The sequence below is a fragment of the Shewanella hafniensis genome (genome assembly GCF_019655335.1).
GTDB lineage: Bacteria > Pseudomonadota > Gammaproteobacteria > Enterobacterales > Shewanellaceae > Shewanella > Shewanella hafniensis.
In genome coordinates this window covers 1-21,981 of the sequence record NZ_BPFD01000029.1, presented here as the reverse complement: position 1 = coordinate 21,981, position 21,981 = coordinate 1, and the positions used below count along the sequence as shown (strand labels likewise).

The following is a 21,981-nucleotide window of genomic DNA, read 5'->3' as shown; positions in this document are numbered from 1 at the left end:
TGAATGCCGACAAAAATAAAGGCCATGATTGTACTCTGTTTATTCTGAAATTTCACGATTTGGCAGACTTTCTTCTAGTTGATAATCTTTCAAATCGGCCCATTTGCGAACCCAAGGTTGATCGAGATGATACTCTTTAACCAATTGTGCGGCGGCATTCGAAGCTGACTTGCTATTGCTGTAGTTGCCAACAAGGACAACCCAGCGTTGCTTATGTCGTGCAACGCGAACACCCTCGACATGCTCGATACTCTTTAGTGTCGAACGCAGGGTATCCAATTGAGCAACACTAGCAATCTGTATTGTGTAACCCTTGAGCGGCTTTTTCGTATCAAAGAATACTTTAGTTATCGGCTTTTCAACCTTTGCAGTCGCAGCCGTTACAGGTTGAATCTCTGCTACTTTGGCTTGTGATTTGATCTCTTCAGGCGGCTTATCCTCACCAAAAGACTTGCTACTCTCCTCACCCACACTCATCAAAGCGGCATCGTCAGGCACAGGATGTGGCGCTTCACCGTGGAATTCACTTAAAGGATCAACGGCTTGTTCAGTTTTGGCTTCTGCCGTCTCGATTTCTATCACTTTCGCAGTCTCCGCAGCGAGCTTTAGTTGCTCAGCGCGCAGCATAAAATAGGGCGCTAAAACTTTTTGCCCGTAGGACAAGAAGGCGGGTGAATCTATCGATGGATAAGTCACGACCTCTGGAGCTTGCTCTTCAGAAAATGGTTGAGTAACACCAAGCCAAATACCTAGCGCTAACAACATGCTCACAGCTGTCACCATCACGGCTTTATACTTCATCCAAGAAGATGTTTTCTCTGGCGTGCTATGCAAGGCTTTATCTAACAGATTGACCACTTCCTGCGGCGTACCCGTTTGCTTCTCAAGCTGACTACGTACAATTTCCCTTGGCGTAAAAGGATTTTGCTCGCTGTATCTCAGTAACGTTTGATACAAGGCCTCACGCTCGGGCATGGTTAACGGCTCAATATTGATAGGCAATATCTGCCGCCGTAACGGCTCAGGCAATTGGGGTAATAGGTCGGCTAAAAATGCCGGTGGAACCGTGAGCGTGACGGCGATATTTTTACCCGCACACTGGATCTGATTGAGAATAATACACTCTGCCCATAATGCCTTAGGCAATAAATGTGCATCATCGATAATAATATGTAGGGGTTTAGTTTGGGTACTCGCAAGCCGCAACAAGGTATCGGCAAGGGGAATATCGTCGTCAAAAATCGGGGATGAAATTAACTGGACTAGAATTTTGCGCCGTATCTCAGCGTTATCAGCATGCATAGGACAAATCACAAATGCCGCATTGGATTCGTCAAAATCAGTCGCTAATCCGGTCACTAAGGTAGTTTTGCCTGAGCCGCTGACACCAGAAAGCACCAGCAGCTGATCGCTATAACTGGCAACATGATGCATTCTTTGTATGAGGGCTTCCTGAGAAGGAAGCAAGACAGAACCCTGAAACGTCACTCACCCACCACACAGTTTTTATGCGCAGCGAATAACCTGTTCAAGGGTGGATTCTGTGACTTGACTAAACACATCCGCGCGGCCTATAGCCGTTGGGAGCACCAGTCGAATCTGACCGCCTAAAACTTTTTTATCGCGTCGCATATGTTGAATGAAACTGTCGAAATCCATAGATTCCGGCGCACTCACTGGAAGATCAAAAGCTTGTAGTAACGCTATGATACGACAAACTATTGACTCATCGATAAGCCCCAGTGCCTTAGCTGTTTTAGCAGCAAGGACTGTGCCAGCTGACACTGCTTCACCATGCAACCAATTACCGTAGCCCATTTCGGCTTCAATCGCGTGACCAAAGGTATGACCCAGATTCAATAAAGCACGAACACCTTGCTCAGTTTCGTCTTGGCTAACCACATCAGCCTTAATCTCACAGCAACGGGAGATAGCATAAACCAATGCTTGGGCATCTAAGGTTTTTAGCGCCGTTACATTATCTTCAAGCCATTGAAAAAAATCAGCATCCCACATGATGCCATACTTGATGACTTCCGCCATTCCCGCCGCAAACTCGCGCGCTGGAAGCGTATGTAAACATAAAGTATCGATAAGCACGATTTGTGGCTGATAAAAGGCCCCAATCATGTTTTTACCAAGAGGATGGTTAACAGCCGTTTTACCGCCGACGGAAGAATCCACCTGCGACAATAAAGTTGTCGGAATTTGAATAAAATCGATCCCACGTTGATAACATGCCGCGGCAAAGCCCGTCATATCACCAATCACGCCGCCACCCAAAGCCACCAGCACAGAATCTCGACCATAGTTTTGCTGCAGCAGTGCAGTAAAAATAGTATCTAGATGTGCTAAGTCTTTGAATTGTTCGCCATCGGGAAGGATAACACTCTCTACCTCACCAAACGAAGCCATCGTCTCTTGTATCTGTTTAAGATACAAAGGCGCGACAGTTTCATTGGTGACGATAAGAATACGTTTTTTAAGCAGGTAGCGAGACAAGGTCTCGCCATCACTCATCAAATTCTGGCCAATGTAAATGGGATAACTACGTACACCTAAATCAACCTGAATTTGCTTCATAAATTCTGCCTAAAAACCTAATTGCTCAATGATCTGATTGGCGACAATCTTTGCGCTTTGATCATCAGTTTTGACAATCACATCGGCAATTTCTTCGTACAATGGATTACGGATCTCTGCAAGATTCTCCAACACTTCTCGAGGATCATCCACTTGCAATAATGGGCGTCGCTTGTCTCTTTGAGTACGAGCGACCTGTTTGTCGATAGTGGTTTCCAGATAAACCACAATGCCACGAGCAGACAGATGATTACGGATATCTTTGCTTTGTACTGAACCACCACCGGTGGCAAGGACAATACCTTGTTTCTCAGACAAATCAGCAATAACCTGAGCTTCACGACGACGGAAGCCTTCTTCACCTTCGACGTCAAACACCCAAGCAATATCAGCGCCTGTGCGTTGCTCAATCTCTTGATCTGAATCGTGGAATTCTAAATGCAGCATTTGCGCCAGATGGCGACCAATTGTGCTTTTACCTGCGCCCATAGGGCCTACCAGAAAAATATTACGTTTTTCAGCCATTTCTTGTACGTCTGAATCTTATTGAAAAGTATGCCTATATCGACTCAACATCAAGCCGACCTATATGTTACCTTGCTCTTATGAGACTTGACCGAGGATTATCTCAGCTTAAGGTCTACTATGGCAAGCCATGTGCGCTATTTATGCAAAGAATTGTATACCAGTAATAATAAAGCCAGCAATTACTGCTGGCTTTAGTCGATACATAGCAAGTGCTTAGATCTTCTCACCGACAATTTTCGGGGTGACGAAAATAAGTAGCTCTTGACGCTCATTTTTGTCTGTTGTGTTCCTAAACAAGAAACCAACTAAGGGAATATCACCTAGGATTGGCACTTTACTGACACGGCTAATGAGATTTTGCTGATAAATACCACCAAGTACTATGGTTTCGCCGTTATTAACGAGCACTTGGGTACCAATACGTTGAGTATCGATGGCCACAGCAGGACCCGTTGGAGTATCAACGGTTTTACCCTGAGAATCTTGAGTAATTTCTAGATCTAAAATGACTCGGTTATCAGGTGTAATTTGTGGTGTAACCCGTAGAGATAACACCGCCTTCTTAAACGTGACTGACGTTGCACCACTCGAAGTCGACTGCACATAAGGGATCTCGACACCTTGCTCAATATAAGCCGCCTTTTGGTTAGAGGTGGTAATACGAGGGCTAGCGATGATCTCACCTTTGTTTTCTTGCTCTAACGCACTTAATTCCAAATCTAGAATGGTTCCATCTGCCAATTTAGCGACATGAAAAGCAATACTCGCTGGATTAGTTGCTGCCGCGGGTAAGTTAACATTTAAACGCTGATCGGGGGTGGGGATAATTCCGTTGGCAATATTCTGTGCACCTTCTAATGTGCCAGAAGTTCCCTTGCTACCCTGCTGATCGGTGACACCCCAACGAATACCTAAGTCTTCGGAGACATCATCTTTTACAGTCACCATACGTGACTCGATCAACACTTGGCGGATAGGGATATCGAGCACTTCAACTAAGCGGTGGATGTTCTCAATCGTTTCAGCCGTATCTTTCACCAGTACCGTGTTGGTACGTTCATCGACCGCGACTGAACCTCGTGGTGAAAGTAAGCTCGAATCCGTACTTTTTAATAACTCTGCAATATCGACCGCTTTCGCGTAGTTAATTTGTAAATACTCGGAATAGAGCGGTGCTAACTCTTTAACCTCTTGTTTGTTTTTGAGGTTTTGGCTTTCACGAATTGCCAGCTCTTCGCTCGGCGCCACCATTAAGATATTACCTTCGATACGCTTATCTAATCCTTTGGTTTGAAGAATTAGTTCTAAAGCTTGATCCCAAGGCACATCATCCAATCTTAAAGTGATATTACCTTCCACAGTATCACTGGTGACTAAGTTAAAATTGTTATAGTCGGCAATGATTTGTAGCACAGTCCGTACAGGGATATTTTGAAAGTTAAGCGACAAGGTACGGCCATTGTATTTTTTAACATCTTTCTTGGCGGCGACTCTCTCGACTTTATTCATTGAAAGTCTAAAGAGATTATCTTCTTGCTTGTAAGTGAAATCATATTCACCCGCAATATCAACGACAATACGCGCTGTTAAATCTTCTTTAAATGTCTCGAAGCTTTTTACTGGTGTGGAGAAGTCTTTCACATCCATAACATACAGAAGATCGTTATTAATATCTGTGTTATACAACTTCACTTCAAGCTTAGCGCCCACTTGCTCGACATTAGCCGCAACCGAGCGATTATTGAGATAGACCAATAACTCACCGCCACCATTATCATTACGACGGAAATCAATATTTTTAATGCTATTAACGAAGGGGTTTTCAGCTTGGGCTTGAGTCCCTGGCACTTCATCGTTAATCGTGAGCCGATATGAATTGCCCATTACTGAACCTTGGTAAGGTTTCACTTTGGACATACCTAAGATGACTTTTAGGTGAGTGTCTTGCTGCTCAGTGGTGATATCTGCAACCCCAACCTGATTAATAGGTAAACGATCCTTAGATAAACCCGAGATACTATTATCGAAGGTCAACACTAGCTCGGCGGGCGAAGCATTTGAATCTATTGCAGGCGGAGCGACCGCATCTTCAAAGACCAGTTCTAGCTCCAATTGATGATCAACCAAGGTATGGTATTTAACATCCATTAATCGATTTGCCGCAAAACTCGATGGCAAAATTCCAAATACCAGTGCGATCCCTATAACAGACTTGATTAAGCCTGAAGAAATTAACGGGACTTTTATCGCGGCAGAAGATTTCATTATACCCTCATCCTTCGCTCGTTATTCTCCAGAAAGTTCTAAATTGCTTGTCCTTTCGGACCAACAACCAGAACCATCTGGAATTAATTCTACTACTTCGACATTTTGTGAAGTAACTTTAGAAATGCGTCCATTAAACAGACCTAAATACTCACCAACGCCCATCCGATACACACTGCCATCATTTGTTTCGACTAGTGCCCAAGTCGTATCGGCTTCACTTAAGGTGCCACGCATTTTTAAATTATCTAAAGGATAAGTTTCTAATCGTCCTTTTCGACGCTTTAAATCTGGTTGTAAACAATCTTTGCTGGTATCAACAACCTCTTCAGTTAGTTCACGTGAAGGTGGTACAAATGGGCTACGCATTAGCTCAGCCTGATAGGCAAAGTGCTCAAACTTTGGCGGTTCTTTTAAAGGTGGAATATGAGCAACGTGTTGCGCTTTAGTTGTAGTAACAAATAGCTCTAAATCACTGCGATCGCCAACACAACCCATTAAAAAAAGACTCAACGCCAATAGAGGTAAGAATTTCATTATTTCTTCCCCTTCTTAGCAGGCTTTTCAGGCGGTAATTCAGCCCCTTCTTTAAAGCGATAGGTCTTAGCTAAAATATCCATGGCTAAGTTACCAGCATCGTCGCGCTTAATCGTAAAATCATGCAGACTGACAATACGCGGCAGTTTTGCTACGCCACTTACCATATTACCTAGCTGATGATAATCGCCTGTAACAGACATTTTAATGGGGAATTCAATATAAAAATCCCGCTGAATTTCCGGCTCCCAATCTAAACTCTTAATTCGAAGTCCTGCATCGGTGGCGACAAAGGTTAAATCATCTAGCAAGCCTGGCATTTCATTCTCAGAGGGGAGCATCTTCAGTAACTCGGCAAATTGCACTTCCATCGTTGCTAACTGCTCACGATAAAGTTTTAAATTTGCTGCGAGTTGATACTTATTCTTAAAATCATCTCTGAGTTGAAATTCCCTATCTTGCTCTGCGGTATAGGAGTCAATCGAATCTGAAACGACTAAGAAATAACCCGCTGCAAAAACACACAGTGCCAATAGGATCGCGAAAAAACTTTTAACTTGGTTAGGCCAACCACCAATATTTTCAAAGTCGATATCATTAAATTGACTTAGATCGAGTTTCATTTACTCGCTCCTTTTGTCATTTTCTCAGGCTCGTCCACATTCGCGCCTTTAATCGTGACTCTTAAACTGAATCGCTGTAATTGCCGTAATTCCTCATTTTGAGTCACAATCGACTGCATATTGGGATCGGTTAGCCACTCCGAAGTCTTAACCTTACGCATCATATTGGCAACGTTATTATTTGATTCACTGCGTCCTTCAATCAGTAACAAGCTGCCCTTTTTCTCTAAGCTAGAAAGGTAGATTCCTGGGGGCACAATTCGCACTAACTCATCTAACACATGGGTCGGTAAATTACGGGATTGTTGTAAATTCAAAATAATTTCGGTGCGGCGTTCAATATCCTTCTTACGCTCGGTAATCTTCTTAATCTCAGAAATTTGTGTTTCTAGCAGGCTAATTTCCGATTGCAAATAGGCATTACGCGCTTTTTGCTCGTCAGTCATCACGTCCAAAAGAGATACAGCCACATAGACCAAGATTACCGACGCTAGAAATACCGCGGCTAAAATGCCAATATAATCGCGCTTTTGTTTTTCTCTCGCCTCTTCTCGCCAAGGGAGTAGGTTTATGTTCGCCATTGACCGTAACTCCTCAATGCTAAGCCACATGCAACCATATATTTACTGATTGTAGGTTGCAGTACAGTTTTAACCGACTCATCAGCATGCAGGCACCCTTGAAAAGGATCGGCAATAATAGTGTGGACCCCCAATTCATTCGTCAGTAAATTGGCCATACCTTCTAATTTAGAGGTCCCACCACATAATACGAGGTAGTCAACTTTATCTTTTCCACTCGAAGTACAATAGATTTGCAGCGTACGTTTTATTTGTTGTAATAGCTGAGTTTGGAAAGGTGATAGGACTTCAAACATATAATTTCGTGGTAGGTCGCCTTCAATTTTTGCTTTTTCGGCTTGATCATAAGACATGCCATAGAAGGATAATATTGACTGAGTAAATTGCTCACCTCCGAAGGCTTGTTCACGAATAAAAGTCGTCTCTCCCGCTTCAACTACAGAAAAAGTCGTCATATTGGCGCCAATATCGACCATAGCAACGGCCTTATGTTTCGCTCCTTCGGGTAGCTGGGCCAGAATTAATTCAGCTGCGCGACCTAAAGCATAACCTTCTACATCAACCACTTTAGCCTCAAGTTCTACACTATCGAGCGCATCGACTCTGACATCAATATTGTCGGTGCGGCATGCGCTCAACAACACATCCACTTTGGTAGGATCTGTACTGTTTACACTGAGGGTTTCAAAATCTATGCTGACTTCATCGAGTGAATACGGAATAAGGTTATCGGCTTCGATTTCGATCTGTGCTTCCATTTCTTCCTCGCTCAGCGAGGCGTCCATGTAAATGACTTTAGTCATGACTGCAGAGCCTGAAACACAAACCGCAGCATATTTAACCGATTTAGGTAAATTACGTTTTATTTGCCTAAGGCATTCGACAACGGCATCAGCATCACGAATATCATGATCGTTAACGGCCCCTTTTTTTATAGGTACCGCCGCATGACTCACTATCTTGTATCCATCAGCAGTCTTACTCAACAAAATGGCCTTAACTTCATGGGAACCGATATCGATTCCGACCATCTGCGGAGCCTGACGCTTCCATAAATTTGAAAGCATATCCATTGTCACTTTTTTATTTATATTTCAGTAAAAGAGATTAGCACAAAATCAACTTGTTATACTTACTTGTATCGAATGTTTCATGATTTTACAAATGCTATTTTAGGCTTCTCACGTTTTTACTTCACCAAGAGGTGTACGCCTTATATACTGTCGCACTTAACGGAACATTAGGATAAATTTTGGTGAAGTGGTTAAAACGTATTGTTATAGCACTATTCAGTCTAGCCCTTTTGGGCGTAGGCGCCATTGTGGCAGCATACTTTTATGTTTTGCCGGATTTGCCAGATGTTTCAACACTAAAAAATGTGCAACTTCAAACACCTTTACGCATTTACAGCAGTGACGGCAAACTTATTTCACAATTTGGTGAGAAGCGTCGCATTCCATTGAAGCTAGACGAAGTACCAAAACCCTTGCTTCAAGCATTTATTGCAACTGAAGATGCGCGTTTTTACGAACATGGTGGTATTGATCCTGTTGGCGTACTTCGCGCAGCATTAGTCATGCTAACCACAGGAGAGAAGAAGCAAGGTGCGAGTACCATTACCATGCAGGTCGCACGTAACTTCTTCTTAACCCGCGACAAAACGATTATTCGTAAAGTGAAGGAGATCTTTATTTCCTATCACATTGAAGAATTACTTACCAAAGATGAGATTTTAGAACTCTATGTGAACCGCATTTACTTAGGCCAACGCGCCTATGGTGTTGGTGCCGCTGCACAGGTTTATTTTGGTAAAGATGTTAAAGATCTTACACTCTCAGAAATGAGTATGATCGCCGGCTTACCCAAAGCGCCTTCAACACTCAACCCTGTGACCTCACCTTCTCGTGCTGTCGCTCGCCGTAATGTCGTCCTCATGCGGATGAATGAAGTAGGTTATATCAGCCAAGCTGAATACCAAGCCGCTTTACAAGAACCGCTGATTGCTAAATACCACGGCGCCGAAATTGATCTCTATGCCCCGTATATTTCTGAAATGGCTCGGGATTATATGGTGCAAAAGTACGGTGAAGAAGAAGCCTATACCAATGGCTACAACGTCTACACGACCATTTCATCGGATATACAACTGAAGGCTCAACAAGCGCTACGCAATAACGTTTATGCCTATGATGAGCGTCATGGCTATCGTGGTCCTGCCGCTGTGTTGTGGACAGACGAGAAACCAGAACAAGCTCAAATCAAGGCTGAACTTGCTAAGGTGGCTTCGATTCAAGAACTGCAACCCGCAGCCGTCATCAGCGTGGCAGATCAACAAGCCAGCGTCATGACCGCCAAGGGCGAAACTAAAATCATTGCTTGGGATGGTCTGAAGTGGGCGCGTAAATTTATTACCGATAAGCGTCAAGGCAGCGTTCCTAAGTCAGCCTCTGACATGCTCAAGGTCGGTGAACGTATTTGGATCCGTGATAACGGTCAATATTTGCAGTTATCGCAAGTACCAGAAGTTGCCAGCGCGACTGTGTCACTCGACCCACAAAATGGTGCGATTCGATCTCTAGTTGGCGGATATAGCTTTAGCCAAAGCCAATACAACCGCGTCACTCAAGCGAAACGGCAATTAGGCTCAAACATTAAACCTTTTATTTATGCTGCAGCGTTAGAGAAAGGCTTTACCTTAGCAACCCTAATTAACAATGCACCAATCAATAAACCCGATATCAGCCAAGGTACTGCATGGCGCCCTAAAAACTCGCCAGATATCTATGGCGGCCCAACCCGTTTACGTGTTGGCTTAGCGCAGTCAATTAACGTGATGTCTGTACGTGCAATGCGCCATGTTGGGCTCGATGCCACCATTGCAGAATTGGTTAAGTTTGGTTTCGATCCTAATGACTTACCGCGTAACGAGTCGATAGCTTTAGGTTCGTCTTCAGTAACACCATTACAAGTGGTTACTGCGTTTAACGTGTTTGCTAACGGCGGTTTCTTACTCGAGCCTTTCTATATCGATCGCGTCGAAGATGCCTACGGCAATGTGATTGAAAAAGCCAATCCAACATTGGCCTGTAAACCTAGCCAAAGCCTTAGCCAACCTGTAACACCGAGCGATCCTATGGCGTTCAGTGTTAGTAGAGATAGCAGCACAGAACCGAGTGCGCCCGTTGCTCAGTGTTTCGAACAAACGGGTCGCTTTGCACCTCAGATCATTTCAGAACAAACGGCATTCCTCATCACCGAAGCATTAAAGAGCGTGATCTGGGGGGGCGGCGATTGGAGCAAAGGCACGGGTTGGCAAGGTACAGCTTGGCGCGCAGCAAGATTGATAAAGCGTCATGATATTGCAGGTAAAACGGGTACAACTAACGAATCTCGCGATACGTGGTTCAGTGGATTTAGCCCGATACTCACTAGTACATTCTGGGTTGGTTTCGACGATCACGGTCGACAACTAGGCAGAACAGCATGGAACGCCAATGGCGAAAAAGATCAGATAACTGGCGCCGAAGCGGGCGCGAAAACTGCAGGTCCGGGCTGGAACGAGTTTATGAACAGTGTCTTACAAGGCACACCTGAAAGCACATCGATTCCGCCAGAAGGCATAGTTTCGGTACGCATCGATTTAGCGACAGGTAAACTTACCCGTAAAACCGACTATACCAGTGCGTTCGAGTACTTCATCTCGGGCACTGAGCCAAAGGAATACATTAGTGAAACGCAGGATGAAAATAACCTTTTCATCGATGCACCAACCGATGATTTATTCCAATAAACGAGTCATAAAAAAGTCATTGCCGCGACTCGGAATGACCCAATAAAAAACGCGACCTTAAGTCGCGTTTTTTTATTGGCTTGCTGATTTGAACAACTCGCCTTAGCGGGCTTTTTTCGCCGCTATCGCCTGTTGAATTTGTGGCAATGCAGTACCACCGAGCACGTCGCGTTTCGCTAAACAAGCTTCAATAGTCAGGTTTGGATAAACATCATCTTCAATGATAGCGGCAAAGGTTTTTAACTCTGCTAAGGAGAAATCCTCCAGCGGAATTTGCTTCGCTATCGCGGCAACCACCACTTCACCCACAACGTGGTGCGCCTCACGGAATGGCATACCTTTAGACACAAGATAATCAGCAAGCTCAGTAGAATTGGCATAACCTTGCTGCGCAGCTAACAGCGCATTAGGACGATTAACTTTCAGACCCGATAACACTAACGCCGCCATATCGAGGCAAATTGCCCAGCTATCAACCACGTCAAACAGGCCTTCTTTATCTTCCTGCATATCTTTGTTGTACGCCAAAGGCAGCGCTTTCATGGTGGTTAGAATACCCACTAAGCTGCCATATACACGACCCGTTTTACCGCGGATAAGCTCCAGCGCATCGGGGTTTTTCTTTTGTGGCATCAGGGATGAACCCGAGGTCACTTCATCACTCAGGGAAATAAAGTTGGCTTCACCTGAGTTAAAGAAGATCAAGTCTTCAGCCATACGGCTTAAGTGCATCATGCTGATCGATGCCGTTGAGCAAAGTTCAACCACGTGGTCTCTGTCTGACACACTGTCGAGACTATTGAGCGTCGGCGAGGCAAAGTTCAGCGCAGCAGCCAGTGCATGGCGATCCATTTTATAAGCTGTACCCGCAAGGGCGCCTGAACCTAATGGGCAGGTATTCGCACGGATTAACGCATCGGCTAAACGGCTGATATCCCGCTCAGTCATTTCTACATAGGCTAAACACCAGTGGCCAAATGTCACAGGTTGGGCGCGCTGCAAGTGAGTGTAACCTGGCATTACCGCATCAAACTCACGTTCTGCCAACGCCAGTAATTCAGCATGTAAGCTGTGAAGGCGCGCGAGTAATGCTTTGCCTTCGGATTGACACCAAAGCTTTAAATCGGTGGCAACTTGATCGTTACGGCTACGGCCAGTGTGCAGCTTCTTACCGAGATCGCCCACTTTGGCAATCAAGGCAGACTCGACGAAACTGTGAATATCTTCGGCGCCCGAGACGAGAATAATCGCTGGATCGCCATTCACTTCTACCAGTAAATCATTGAGTGCTTTTTTCAAGTCGCTGCATTCAGTGGCAGTAATAATACCTACGCTAGCAATCGCATCGGCCCAAGCGATAGAACCGACCACATCCTGTTCGAACAGGCGATAATCCACGGGTAGCGAATCGTTGAATAATTTGAATAGCGCGCTCGTTTCGCCCTGAAATCTTCCACCCCATAAAGCCATGCTAACTCCCCTTACACACTGCTGATTTGAAATCGACTCATCTGAATCAAAAAACCGGATCAAAACCTAGAAACAAAAAAGGGCGCTAGGCGCCCTCTTTAACGACCTATTACTTACCCTTAACGTCATTAGCGTTGAGTGCGCGGATGCGGCTCGCTAACGAGTACAAGCGGATAAAGCCTTCTGCATGTTTTTGATCGTACACTTGATCTTCACCGAAGGTCGCAAACGCTTCGGAGTACAAGCTGTTGGGTGAACGCTTCTTCACCGCAGTCGCTTGGCCTTTGTAGAGTTTAACAACGACTTCACCGTTCACTGATTCAGCCAGTGATTCAGATGCCGCCAGCAGTGACTTACACAGAGGCGTGAACCAACGGCCGTCATACACTAGATGCGCCATTTGTGCACCCACCTGCTCACGCCAGTTACGGCTAGTCTTGTCGAGTACCAGTTCTTCAATCGCACGCAGTGCCGCGAACATTACAGTGCCGCCTGGGGTTTCGTAACAGCCACGAGACTTCATGCCGACTAAGCGGTTTTCAGTGATGTCGATACGACCCACACCGTGCGGCGCAGCAATCGCGTTTAATGTCATCAGCACACCGTAGGGTGTTAATGCCTCACCATTCACTTTAGTCACACGGCCATGTGCTACTTCTAGCGACACATATTCAGGCTTGTTCGGTGCATCTTCAGGATCAGCAGTCAGTGTCCATACGCCTTTGCTTGGCTCGTTCCATGGATCTTCTAACTCACCACCTTCATGGGAAATATGGAAAGCGTTGGCATCACGGCTATAGATTTTAGTCGCTGACGCTGATGTCTTGATATTGCGCTCGGCGAGATAGGCCAGCAGATCTTCACGGCTCTGCATAGTCCATTCACGCCACGGTGCAATCACTTTTAAATCAGGTGCTAAGGCGGCGAAGCAACCTTCGAAACGCACTTGGTCGTTCCCTTTACCTGTACAACCGTGGCACAGAGCATCGGCGCCTACTTTACGGGCCACTTCAACCTGCGCCTTGGCAATGATAGGACGCGCCATTGACGTACCAAGTAAATACGTGCCTTCGTAAATCGCACCGCTCGCAATCGTTGGGTAGATATAGTCTTTAACGAATTCTTCTTTTAGATCGACGATATGACATTCTGATGCGCCCGAAGCTAAGGCTTTTTCAGTCAAGCCAACCAGCTCCTCTTCGCCTTGGCCGACATCGGCGCAGAATGCGATGATTTCACAGTTATCGTAGTTTTCTTTTAACCAAGGAATAATGGCCGAGGTATCTAGACCACCTGAATAGGCTAAAACCACTTTTTTCACGCCAGTATTTTTTATCTCGATAGACATCTTAAATTCCTATGACTCGTTTCTCACCTAGGAGAAAACAGGCTGCTAAACAGGGTTAATTTAACTAAATAAGGTTACCAGTACCGCATTTTGGGCATGCATCCGATTTTCGGCTTGTTGCAGAATTAAGGAGCCAGCACCGTCCATCACTTCATCTGTTACTTCTACACCACGGTGGGCGGGCAAACAATGCATAAAGAAGTTAGCGCCCGCTTTCGCCATCAAAGCTTTGTTGACTTGGTATGGTGCAAACTTCGCTTTGATATCCGCTAGCGGAGTGGGATCGCCCATTGAAATCCAAGTATCAGTATAAATCGCATCGTGGCCTTCAATCGCATCGATATCTGAAGTCAGTACCAGCTTACCGCCATATCGCTTAGCGAGCTCTTGCACTTCTGCCACTACGTAGCCATCAGGAAAGTGACCCGCAGGGCAGATCACTGTCATGGTGGCACCGAGAATAGCCGCACAGTACATCAGCGAGTGAGTGACATTATTACCATCACCAACATAAGCTAATTTAGCTTTGCTGACATCCTCAAACTGCTCTGCCAGTGTTAAAAAGTCAGCTAAGGCTTGGCAAGGATGATAAAGATCTGACAGCGCATTGATCACGGGCACTGAGCCAAACTCAGCTAATTGTTCAATGGTGGTGTGCGAATAGGTTCTCGCCACAATCGCATCGGCCCAACAGGACAGGTTAGCAGCAAAGTCAGCAACCGATTCCCGTTTACCTAGCTCACCGTTTTGCTGATCTAGGTATAAACAGTGGCCACCGAGCTTATTAATACCGATATCAAAGCTAACGCGGGTTCTGAGCGATGGCTTTTCAAATAACATCACCACACTCTTACCATCCAGCGCGTGGCGGTACTCAGCCGGATTGGCTTTGATCGTTTTTGCCAAGGCAATCAGATCGAGTAACTGCTGCTGGGTTAACTCTTTTATCGATAGTAAATGCTTCATAACCTACTCCACTTATGGTTGGATTTGTGTTCCTACGGCTTCACCTTTTGCTAATGCGATTAATTGGCTTGCATCACGCCACGAGGCAACTTGTACCGCCTGCCCCATCCACTGCGCGACTTCGAGCGCAGCTTCAACTTTGACCTTCATTCCCTTTTCGATCACACCTTGCTTTACAAGGTCTACAATCTGCTTGCCATTTAAACTGTGGATGAGTTGGCCTTTACCATCGAGCACACCCGACACATCCGACAGCAGCACTAACTTGCCGCCCACCAATTTGGCTAATGCCGTCGCCGCTTGGTCTGCATTGACGTTAAGCATTTGGCCATCGTCCATCATGGCGATGGAGCTACAAATCGGCATCCAACCTTGGGCGAGGATAAACTTAAGATAAGTGCCATCGTTTGGCGTGACTTCGCCCACTAAGCCTAAACGTTCATCTTTAATCTTTGCCGATACAGTATTGCCATCGGCGAGGCTCATGCCCACACTCACAATCCCAGCCTTAGTCGCTGCACCTTGCAGAATTTTGTTCGAAGTGCCCGCAAGTGCGCCGGCAATAATCGGCATTTGCTCAGGCGGAGTCACACGTAAACCTTCTAACTTGACGGTTTCCATGCCGTTAGCCGCTAACTGTTCATCCACCAAACAGCCGCCGCCATGCACCATCAACACTTGCTGACCATTGGCTAACATAGCCGCAGCCGTATCCATCAATCGCGCCATCCCCATTTCACATTGCAGCAGCGCGCCGCCCACTTTAAGCACTAATACTGAGTTGTTTGTAGACATCTTGACGACTCTCTTAAATAAGGATGAACAATTAAAGGTTAAAATGAATCTTTATGCATTGCAGCGCTTGGCTGGCAGCACCTTTCATCAAGTTATCGATGGCACTGGCTACCACTAAGTAACCGCTATTCTCATCAAACTTCCAACCTAAATGGCAGTTGGGTGTCAGCACCACATCGTCCACTTTAGGGAACTGATTGTGCTTTACGGTTACCAATGGCGCCTTGTCATACACGCTATAGGCCGCTGCCACATCGGCAGTCGTTGTGCCTGGTTTTAGCTGCACGGTAATGGTCGCTAAGATGCCACGCTTAAAGTTGCCAAGGTGCGGGGTAAATATCACTTCTTGACCAAGCTGAGTGGCGATTTCGGGTTGATGTCTGTGGCCTAATACGCCGTAAGGTGTCAGGCTCACTTCACAAAAACTGGTGTGTAACTGCGCCTTACGGCCCGCACCCGTTACGCCGCTCACAGCATTGATCACCGGATAAGCCGATGTCAGTAAACTCGCCAGCGGTTTTAACGCTGTAAGTGATGCAGTTGGATAACAACCTGGCACGGCAATCATCTTAGTCGCCGCGATTTCTTTAGCATTCCATTCGGCAAGGCCATATACGGCTTTGGTTAAAACTTCAGGATATTCATGCTCAAAGCCATACCACTTAGGATATTGCGCCACATCACTGAAACGATAAGCACCGCTTAAATCGAATACCGCTAACCCTTGGCTATAAAACCAAGCGGCTAAATGTAAGCTCACTGAATGCTCAGTCGCTAATACCACGGCATCGGCTTCGGCAACGATTTTTGCCTTAGCGTCATCGGACAATGGCGACAGCGTTAATGCGATATGGCTATAGCTAGGGTACAAATCCGCTAAAGGCTTACCTTTATCTAAACTGTTTTCAGAAACATACAAACCCTGAATCGTCAGTTCTGCTTCTGCATGGATTAAAGCGGTCAGTTGTGCGCCTGTGTAACCACTGGCACCAATAATGGCGATATTTTTCATGTGTTGTCTTATTAACCGAATCAAACAAACTTAAAGAATAGATGAATAGCGTACACGCATCCGCGCATATCTATGATGACAAGATTATCGTCGCAGGAAATCGTAATTGGTTGTTATTTTATTCACTGTCAGGTTAATGCTCTGAATCATGATATTTACTCTACAGGTCACAGAGGGTGACTCATCTCAACTGCAGGCTAGACTACCACAAATATCTAATTATGCAATATATGTGAATATATATTTTTAATTTATTTTTATGTTTTTTACTAAAACGCCGATCTGACCAGCCAGTCACTTATTCAGCTAACTCGTTAATAACTCAGTTATCCGTGGCAAATTTATGCAAAATTAGTCCTTTTTATTAACAGCTAAGATACATGACTGCAAAACCTAAAATGATGCACTTCATATTCACTTACGCTAATCATCACAAAATATTGCGTAGCTTCGCATTTATATTGAATATTCCTCAATGAACATTGCGATTGGTTGCATATTAGATAAGCCAGTCGTATAAGTTATAAGTTCTGCTGTTGACCATAGCCCCAAGTGATAGGTATTGTGCTAACGGGCTAAATGTACGGCAGGATTTTCATGTTTTTCTATTCGGAGTAACTATGGTTGTAACCAAGGCAGACAATATGACAGATATGTATGCGTCATTAAGATCAAACGTGAGTATGTTAGGACAAATCCTCGGTGACACTATGCGCACCCACCTCGGGGACTCCTTTCTCGAGAAGGTTGAACAGATCCGTAAACTTGCTAAAGATTCACGCCGGGGCGATCAAGCCGCTAGAGAGCAAATGCTCGAGTTACTCACCGCCCTGCCAGACGAAGAATTAGTTCCGTTTGCAAAGGCATTTAACCAGTTCCTCAACTTAGCTAATTTATCTGAACAATTTCATACCATTAGCCGCAACTGTGACGAACTCGTCTGTGTGCCAGATCCCGTGGAACAGCTGCTAGGCCGCATGTTAAATGGCCGTGTAGACCAAACGAAAATGCTCGACTGCCTTAAGACACTGGATATCGATCTAGTGCTGACAGCGCATCCCACTGAAATTTCCCGTCGCACCCTGATCCAAAAATACGCCGCCATTGTCGACTGCTTAACAGAGCAAGAAAACGACCAACTGTCGGATAGAGAACGTCAACAGATCAATCTGCGCCTGCGCCAATTAATCGCGCAAATATGGCACACCAATGAGATCCGCCGCGAGCGTCCAACTCCAGTAGATGAGGCTCGCTGGGGATTATCCACCATTGAAGAGTCACTCTGGCATGCGGTGCCTGACTTCTTAAGACAACTTAACGACCGAGTGCAGCAACGCACAGGCCAGCAATTACCGATTGATATCGCGCCAGTGCGCTTTTCAAGCTGGATGGGCGGCGATCGCGACGGCAACCCGTTTGTAACTGCCAAAGTCACCCAAGAGGTGCTCGATCGTAACCGCCATGCTGCCGCCAGATTATTCTTAAAAGATATCGTGCTGCTGGTCGGTGAACTGTCGATGGAAGAAGCCAATGATGAGTTAAAGGCTTATACCAATAACAGCTGCGAGCCATACCGCCACGTGTTGCGCTCCATTCGTCAAAGACTGCGCGATACCATAGATTATTTAAATGCGCGCATCGAAGGCCACAATCCTGAAGTCGATAAGTCGAGTCTGATTTGGCAAGAAAGTGATCTCAAAGCGCCGCTAGAAATGCTCTATAAGAGTTTAACCGACTGCGGTATGCGCTTAATTGCCAACGGTTTATTGCTCGACATTCTCCGCCGTCTCGCCTGCTTTGGCATTCATATGCTCAGGCTCGACATTCGCCAAGATGCCAGCCGTCACAGCGATGTGCTCGCCGAGTTAACTCGCTATCTCGGCATGGGTGATTTCAACCATTGGGACGAGACTGAGAAGCAAGCCTTCTTATTACGCGAACTCAGCAACCGTCGTCCACTGATCCCAGGTAACTGGCAACCCTCAGCCGATGTGGCCGAAGTGCTTAATACCTGTCGTTTGATTGCTAAACATCCGGCTAAAGCACTTGGATCCTATGTGATTTCGATGGCGGGTAAGCCATCGGATGTCTTAACGGTTTTACTCTTGCTCAAAGAAACGGGCTGTTCGCATCCAATGCGCGTGGTGCCACTGTTTGAAACCCTAAGCGACTTAAACAACGCCGCGGCCTGTATTACCGATTTGCTCGATATTGACTGGTATCGTGGCTATACCAAAGGCATGCAAGAGGTCATGATTGGCTACTCTGACTCCGCTAAAGATGCCGGTGTTATGGCGGCGGCTTGGGCTCAGTATCACGCTCAAGAACAGTTAGTGGCCGTCTGTAAACAAGCGGGCGTCAAGCTTACGCTATTCCATGGCCGTGGTGGCAGCATTGGTCGCGGGGGTGGTCCTGCACACAAAGCAATCCTATCGCAACCACCAGGTTCGGTAGATGGCCGCATTCGTGTGACTGAGCAGGGCGAAATGATCCGCTTCAAGTTTGGCTTGCCAAAACTCGCGGTTCAAAGCTTAGCCCTGTATACCTCGGCCGTATTGGAAGCAACCCTATTACCACCGCCAGAGCCTAAACAAGAATGGCGCAATTGCATGCAACGTATCGCTGAAGAATCAGTGGGTGCATACCGTGGCATAGTGCGTGATGAACCTGATTTTGTGGCTTATTTCCGCGCGGCAACGCCAGAAGTGGAATTAGGAAAACTGCCACTCGGCAGCCGTCCAGCTAAACGTCGTGTCGATGGTGGGATCGAAAGTCTGCGAGCCATTCCATGGATTTTTGCTTGGTCGCAAAACCGCTTGATGTTACCCGCATGGCTCGGCGCAGGTGAAGCACTACAAGCCGCCAGTGAACGCGGTGAAATGGGTTTACTGCAAGACATGGAGCGGGAATGGCCCTTCTTCAGCACTCGCATTTCAATGCTAGAAATGGTGTACGCCAAGGCGGAACCTAATTTGGCCCGCTACTACGAAACCTGTTTAGTACCTAAGGAATTGCATCACTTAGGCGAAACCTTGCGCCAACGCTTAGATCTGGGCATTAAAGTCGTGCTTGAGCTGACAAAATCGGATAGTTTAATGGCGCATACACCGTGGAATCGCGAATCAGTTAAACTGCGAAATCCGTATATCGATCCATTAAACTTCTTACAAACCGAGCTATTAGCGCGGACACGTAAGGAAACAACCGAAACTCCTGCGTCTGAACATGTGCAATTAGCGCTAATGCTGACTATTGCAGGTGTGGCAGCGGGTATGAGAAACACTGGTTAATGAAAAAACTTTCCCGCACGATTTGCTTGGGACTGACTGTACTGCTTGGCGGCTGCGTCTCGCAGTACAGTATCAGCGAGCACGAAATGGAGCAGTACCTCAGTAAAGAGATCCATTTTGAGATTAAACAAGGCAATCAATTAGTTGGCGCAGAAGTACGCATTAACGACATTAGTGTCAAGCTAGGTGCAAAACCTGACACTATGAGCGTAAGTGCCGCAACGCAAGTATCAATTAAGAATCCGATCTTTCCATTGAGTGCCAAACTCACTACGACTTTCGAAGCCAAGCCTTGGTATGACAGCGCAACGCACAGTGTCTATCTGCGCCAGCTCGAATTAGTCAAAGTGGAGTCAACACCAAAAGATATTGAAAAAGCCATCAGCAGTGCCACGCCGCAGGTAATGGGCTATCTAAGACAATTCTTAGAAAACCAGCCTGTGTATGTGCTGGATACTAAGGATAGTAACCAAGCACTGATGGCAAAAATGACCGAAAGCATTCAAGTTGCCCCAGGCAAATTAATGCTTAAGTTCACTAAATAATCTGCCATTTTTGTCGCTCTGTAGAAGTTAAAATGCTCCATCAGGAGCATTTTTGTTGGCGGATTTAAACTGGTATATACCCGTATAAGAGTTACTTACTGAATCGCCCAATCGACTGATAATCGACGATCACAGCTTCAGCTAAAAGCTCACGTCTTAGCATATCGTAAGCCACAGCAGCACTTAAACTGCGTACCAGATCCCGTGAACGTCTCGGTAGTTTAATCATCTGACTATAAACACCGCCGCGAGTTGCTAAAGCGATCGCCACAGTGCCCACAGGTTTCTCATCTGTGCCACCATCGGGCCCCGCAATTCCACTGGTTGCCAGCGCATAATCACTGTCTAAAATTTGCCTTGCCCCCTTAGCCATTTCTTCCACAGTCGCAATAGAGACTGCACCATGATCATCTAAGGTTGAAGGATTCACACCGAGTACGCGCACCTTAGACTCGTTGCTATAAGTCACTAATCCGTGCTGTAAGTAAGATGAACTACCAGGGAAATCAACCAACTGATTGGTGATCATGCCGCCAGTGCAGGATTCTGCAACACTTAAGGTCAAGCCGGAGTTAAGTAGCTTATAATGAATTTCTTCGGCAAGGGTGGCTTTATCTTCTGCGACAACCGCAGTACCCAGTACCATTTTGATATGCCCAGCGACCCGAGGTAATACCGCAATCGCCTTCTCGCCACGGGCAAAAATCTTAATCTCAATATGCGGCATAGAAGAGCGGTAACCAATGGTAATGCCTTCTGGCAGCTCTAGCGGTTCTAACTTATCTGCCAACGCCGACTCGCCTTGGCCTATGGTCAATAGTTTCTTTAAGGCAACCTTAGCATCAAGGTTAAACTCATCGCGGATAAAGGGCACAAACTGCTCTGTAACCATGTGCTTCAGCTCAAAAGGCACACCCGGTGTAAAGAATAGCCAAGCGCGGTTAAGCTTAACTCTAAAACCACAAGCGGTTCCCACTGGGTTATCAACCATCACAGCTGAGGCTGGCAGCATGGCTTGCTTCAGATTACTTAAGGGCATTTCACGGTTATTACGGGTAAACCAGTCCTCTAAACGCTCACGCCACTCCGCATTCTCAACCAATGGTTCGCCCTTCGCCTTCGCCATCGCTAAAGCAGACATATCATCACTCGTCGGCCCGAGGCCACCATTAACAAGAATCACATCGGCATGTAAGCTACGTTCTTGGAACACTGCAATCAAATCCTCGAGGCGATCGCCGACAGTCACTCGACGCTGGATCTCGACACCATGCTCCATCATAGTACTGGCAAACCAAGCGGCATTGGTATCAACAATCTGCCCCGCCAGCACCTCTTCTCCAGTACAAATCATCTCTAACTTCATCTCAGATCCTTATCTACCCCAACAAATTAAAACATAAGGTAAGTAACCGCTTAACTAAAAGCAATAGCGAGGATCGATCTAGAACTAAGATCGCTGTAGCAAAATCGGAGCATTGACAAAATAATCGAACAAATAATCGACAGCCATTACTTATTATACCATTCCGCATTAAAGTTCAGTCACCTTTGCCCATTCCCGAGAGCACATTTTTACCACGCGTTTTGTACAACTGATAAAGCTGTTCCATGCCTGGCTGCAGGCATCCACTATGTCCTCATATCC

General features: G+C 46.0%; 17 protein-coding genes. 3 read left to right on the top strand and 14 right to left on the bottom strand.

Annotated features, from left to right (window positions below; genetic code table 11):
• Positions 1-39: 39 nt before the first annotated feature.
• From K5Q99_RS10240 to K5Q99_RS10205, 8 genes are all read right to left on the bottom strand, one after another.
• Entirely contained in the window at positions 40-1,488 is a 1,449-nt protein-coding gene (locus K5Q99_RS10240) for an AAA family ATPase (RefSeq protein WP_220776798.1), read from the bottom strand.
• An 18-nt stretch (positions 1,489-1,506) separates the two neighbouring features.
• Complete coding sequence (aroB, locus tag K5Q99_RS10235) at positions 1,507-2,583, bottom strand: 3-dehydroquinate synthase (protein ID WP_220776797.1); 1,077 nt, start codon at positions 2,581-2,583, stop codon at positions 1,507-1,509.
• A 9-nt stretch (positions 2,584-2,592) separates the two neighbouring features.
• Complete coding sequence (gene aroK, locus K5Q99_RS10230) at positions 2,593-3,108, bottom strand: shikimate kinase AroK (protein ID WP_006083542.1); 516 nt, start codon at positions 3,106-3,108, stop codon at positions 2,593-2,595.
• A gap of 216 nt (positions 3,109-3,324) precedes the next feature.
• Positions 3,325-5,376 carry a type IV pilus secretin PilQ gene (locus tag K5Q99_RS10225; RefSeq protein WP_220776796.1) on the bottom strand — a complete coding sequence of 684 codons (2,052 nt, stop codon included), beginning with the start codon at positions 5,374-5,376 and terminating at the stop codon, positions 3,325-3,327.
• Positions 5,377-5,397: 21 nt separating this feature from the next.
• Positions 5,398-5,913 carry a pilus assembly protein PilP gene (locus K5Q99_RS10220; RefSeq protein WP_106649105.1) on the bottom strand — a complete coding sequence of 172 codons (516 nt, stop codon included), beginning with the start codon at positions 5,911-5,913 and terminating at the stop codon, positions 5,398-5,400.
• A complete protein-coding gene (locus tag K5Q99_RS10215; protein ID WP_106649104.1) occupies positions 5,913-6,536 on the bottom strand; it encodes a type IV pilus inner membrane component PilO in 624 nt (207 codons plus the stop codon). Before K5Q99_RS10215 ends, K5Q99_RS10220 begins: the two co-directional genes overlap by 1 nt.
• Positions 6,533-7,117 (bottom strand): PilN domain-containing protein, encoded by a 585-nt coding sequence (locus K5Q99_RS10210; RefSeq protein WP_220776795.1) that lies wholly within the window; start codon positions 7,115-7,117, stop codon positions 6,533-6,535. The genes K5Q99_RS10215 and K5Q99_RS10210 overlap by 4 nt, the downstream gene beginning before the upstream one ends.
• Complete coding sequence (locus K5Q99_RS10205) at positions 7,105-8,184, bottom strand: pilus assembly protein PilM (RefSeq protein ID WP_106651741.1); 1,080 nt, start codon at positions 8,182-8,184, stop codon at positions 7,105-7,107. The genes K5Q99_RS10210 and K5Q99_RS10205 overlap by 13 nt, the downstream gene beginning before the upstream one ends.
• A 188-nt stretch (positions 8,185-8,372) precedes the next feature.
• Between K5Q99_RS10205 and K5Q99_RS10200 the strand changes: the two genes are divergently transcribed.
• On the top strand, positions 8,373-10,907 hold the full coding sequence (locus K5Q99_RS10200) for a penicillin-binding protein 1A (protein WP_106649102.1): 2,535 nt from the start codon (positions 8,373-8,375) through the stop codon (positions 10,905-10,907).
• A 102-nt stretch (positions 10,908-11,009) separates the two neighbouring features.
• Here K5Q99_RS10200 and argH read toward each other — a convergent pair whose 3' ends face one another.
• From argH to argC, 5 genes are all read right to left on the bottom strand, one after another.
• Positions 11,010-12,377 (bottom strand): argininosuccinate lyase, encoded by a 1,368-nt coding sequence (argH, locus tag K5Q99_RS10195; RefSeq protein ID WP_220776794.1) that lies wholly within the window; start codon positions 12,375-12,377, stop codon positions 11,010-11,012.
• Positions 12,378-12,486: 109 nt separating this feature from the next.
• Positions 12,487-13,725: an argininosuccinate synthase gene (locus tag K5Q99_RS10190; RefSeq protein ID WP_220776793.1), complete on the bottom strand. Its 1,239-nt coding sequence runs from the start codon at positions 13,723-13,725 to the stop codon at positions 12,487-12,489.
• Positions 13,726-13,785: 60 nt separating this feature from the next.
• Positions 13,786-14,691: an ornithine carbamoyltransferase gene (locus K5Q99_RS10185; RefSeq protein WP_220776792.1), complete on the bottom strand. Its 906-nt coding sequence runs from the start codon at positions 14,689-14,691 to the stop codon at positions 13,786-13,788.
• 12 nt (positions 14,692-14,703) lie between these two features.
• A complete protein-coding gene (argB, locus tag K5Q99_RS10180) occupies positions 14,704-15,486 on the bottom strand; it encodes an acetylglutamate kinase (RefSeq protein WP_220776791.1) in 783 nt (260 codons plus the stop codon).
• Between the two features lie 31 nt (positions 15,487-15,517).
• Positions 15,518-16,498 carry an N-acetyl-gamma-glutamyl-phosphate reductase gene (argC, locus tag K5Q99_RS10175; RefSeq protein WP_220776790.1) on the bottom strand — a complete coding sequence of 327 codons (981 nt, stop codon included), beginning with the start codon at positions 16,496-16,498 and terminating at the stop codon, positions 15,518-15,520.
• Positions 16,499-17,118: 620 nt separating this feature from the next.
• Between argC and ppc the strand changes: the two genes are divergently transcribed.
• Both ppc and K5Q99_RS10165 read left to right on the top strand, forming a co-directional pair.
• The gene (gene ppc, locus K5Q99_RS10170) at positions 17,119-19,788 is read left to right on the top strand and encodes a phosphoenolpyruvate carboxylase (RefSeq protein WP_106649096.1); all 2,670 of its coding nucleotides are present in this window, start codon (positions 17,119-17,121) and stop codon (positions 19,786-19,788) included.
• Positions 19,788-20,333, top strand: coding sequence for a YceB family lipoprotein (locus K5Q99_RS10165; RefSeq protein WP_106649095.1), 546 nt, complete (start codon positions 19,788-19,790; stop codon positions 20,331-20,333). The genes ppc and K5Q99_RS10165 overlap by 1 nt, the downstream gene beginning before the upstream one ends.
• 91 nt (positions 20,334-20,424) lie before the next feature.
• Here K5Q99_RS10165 and K5Q99_RS10160 read toward each other — a convergent pair whose 3' ends face one another.
• On the bottom strand, positions 20,425-21,699 hold the full coding sequence (locus K5Q99_RS10160; protein WP_220776789.1) for a CinA family nicotinamide mononucleotide deamidase-related protein: 1,275 nt from the start codon (positions 21,697-21,699) through the stop codon (positions 20,425-20,427).
• Positions 21,700-21,981 lie beyond the last annotated feature (282 nt).

What these genes read in the sequence shown, in the direction of transcription:
- aroB (WP_220776797.1), bottom strand. Translation starts at nt 2,583, where the DNA reads ATGAAGCAAATTCAGGTTGATTTAGGTGTACGTAGTTATCCCATTTAC.
- aroK (WP_006083542.1), bottom strand. Translation starts at nt 3,108, where the DNA reads ATGGCTGAAAAACGTAATATTTTTCTGGTAGGCCCTATGGGCGCAGGT.
- K5Q99_RS10225 (WP_220776796.1), bottom strand. Translation starts at nt 5,376, where the DNA reads ATGAAATCTTCTGCCGCGATAAAAGTCCCGTTAATTTCTTCAGGCTTA.
- K5Q99_RS10220 (WP_106649105.1), bottom strand. Translation starts at nt 5,913, where the DNA reads ATGAAATTCTTACCTCTATTGGCGTTGAGTCTTTTTTTAATGGGTTGT.
- K5Q99_RS10215 (WP_106649104.1), bottom strand. Translation starts at nt 6,536, where the DNA reads ATGAAACTCGATCTAAGTCAATTTAATGATATCGACTTTGAAAATATT.
- K5Q99_RS10210 (WP_220776795.1), bottom strand. Translation starts at nt 7,117, where the DNA reads ATGGCGAACATAAACCTACTCCCTTGGCGAGAAGAGGCGAGAGAAAAA.
- K5Q99_RS10205 (WP_106651741.1), bottom strand. Translation starts at nt 8,184, where the DNA reads ATGCTTTCAAATTTATGGAAGCGTCAGGCTCCGCAGATGGTCGGAATC.
- argH (WP_220776794.1), bottom strand. Translation starts at nt 12,377, where the DNA reads ATGGCTTTATGGGGTGGAAGATTTCAGGGCGAAACGAGCGCGCTATTC.
- K5Q99_RS10190 (WP_220776793.1), bottom strand. Translation starts at nt 13,725, where the DNA reads ATGTCTATCGAGATAAAAAATACTGGCGTGAAAAAAGTGGTTTTAGCC.
- K5Q99_RS10185 (WP_220776792.1), bottom strand. Translation starts at nt 14,691, where the DNA reads ATGAAGCATTTACTATCGATAAAAGAGTTAACCCAGCAGCAGTTACTC.
- argB (WP_220776791.1), bottom strand. Translation starts at nt 15,486, where the DNA reads ATGTCTACAAACAACTCAGTATTAGTGCTTAAAGTGGGCGGCGCGCTG.
- argC (WP_220776790.1), bottom strand. Translation starts at nt 16,498, where the DNA reads ATGAAAAATATCGCCATTATTGGTGCCAGTGGTTACACAGGCGCACAA.
- ppc (WP_106649096.1), top strand. Translation starts at nt 17,119, where the DNA reads ATGGTTGTAACCAAGGCAGACAATATGACAGATATGTATGCGTCATTA.
- K5Q99_RS10165 (WP_106649095.1), top strand. Translation starts at nt 19,788, where the DNA reads ATGAAAAAACTTTCCCGCACGATTTGCTTGGGACTGACTGTACTGCTT.
- K5Q99_RS10160 (WP_220776789.1), bottom strand. Translation starts at nt 21,699, where the DNA reads ATGAAGTTAGAGATGATTTGTACTGGAGAAGAGGTGCTGGCGGGGCAG.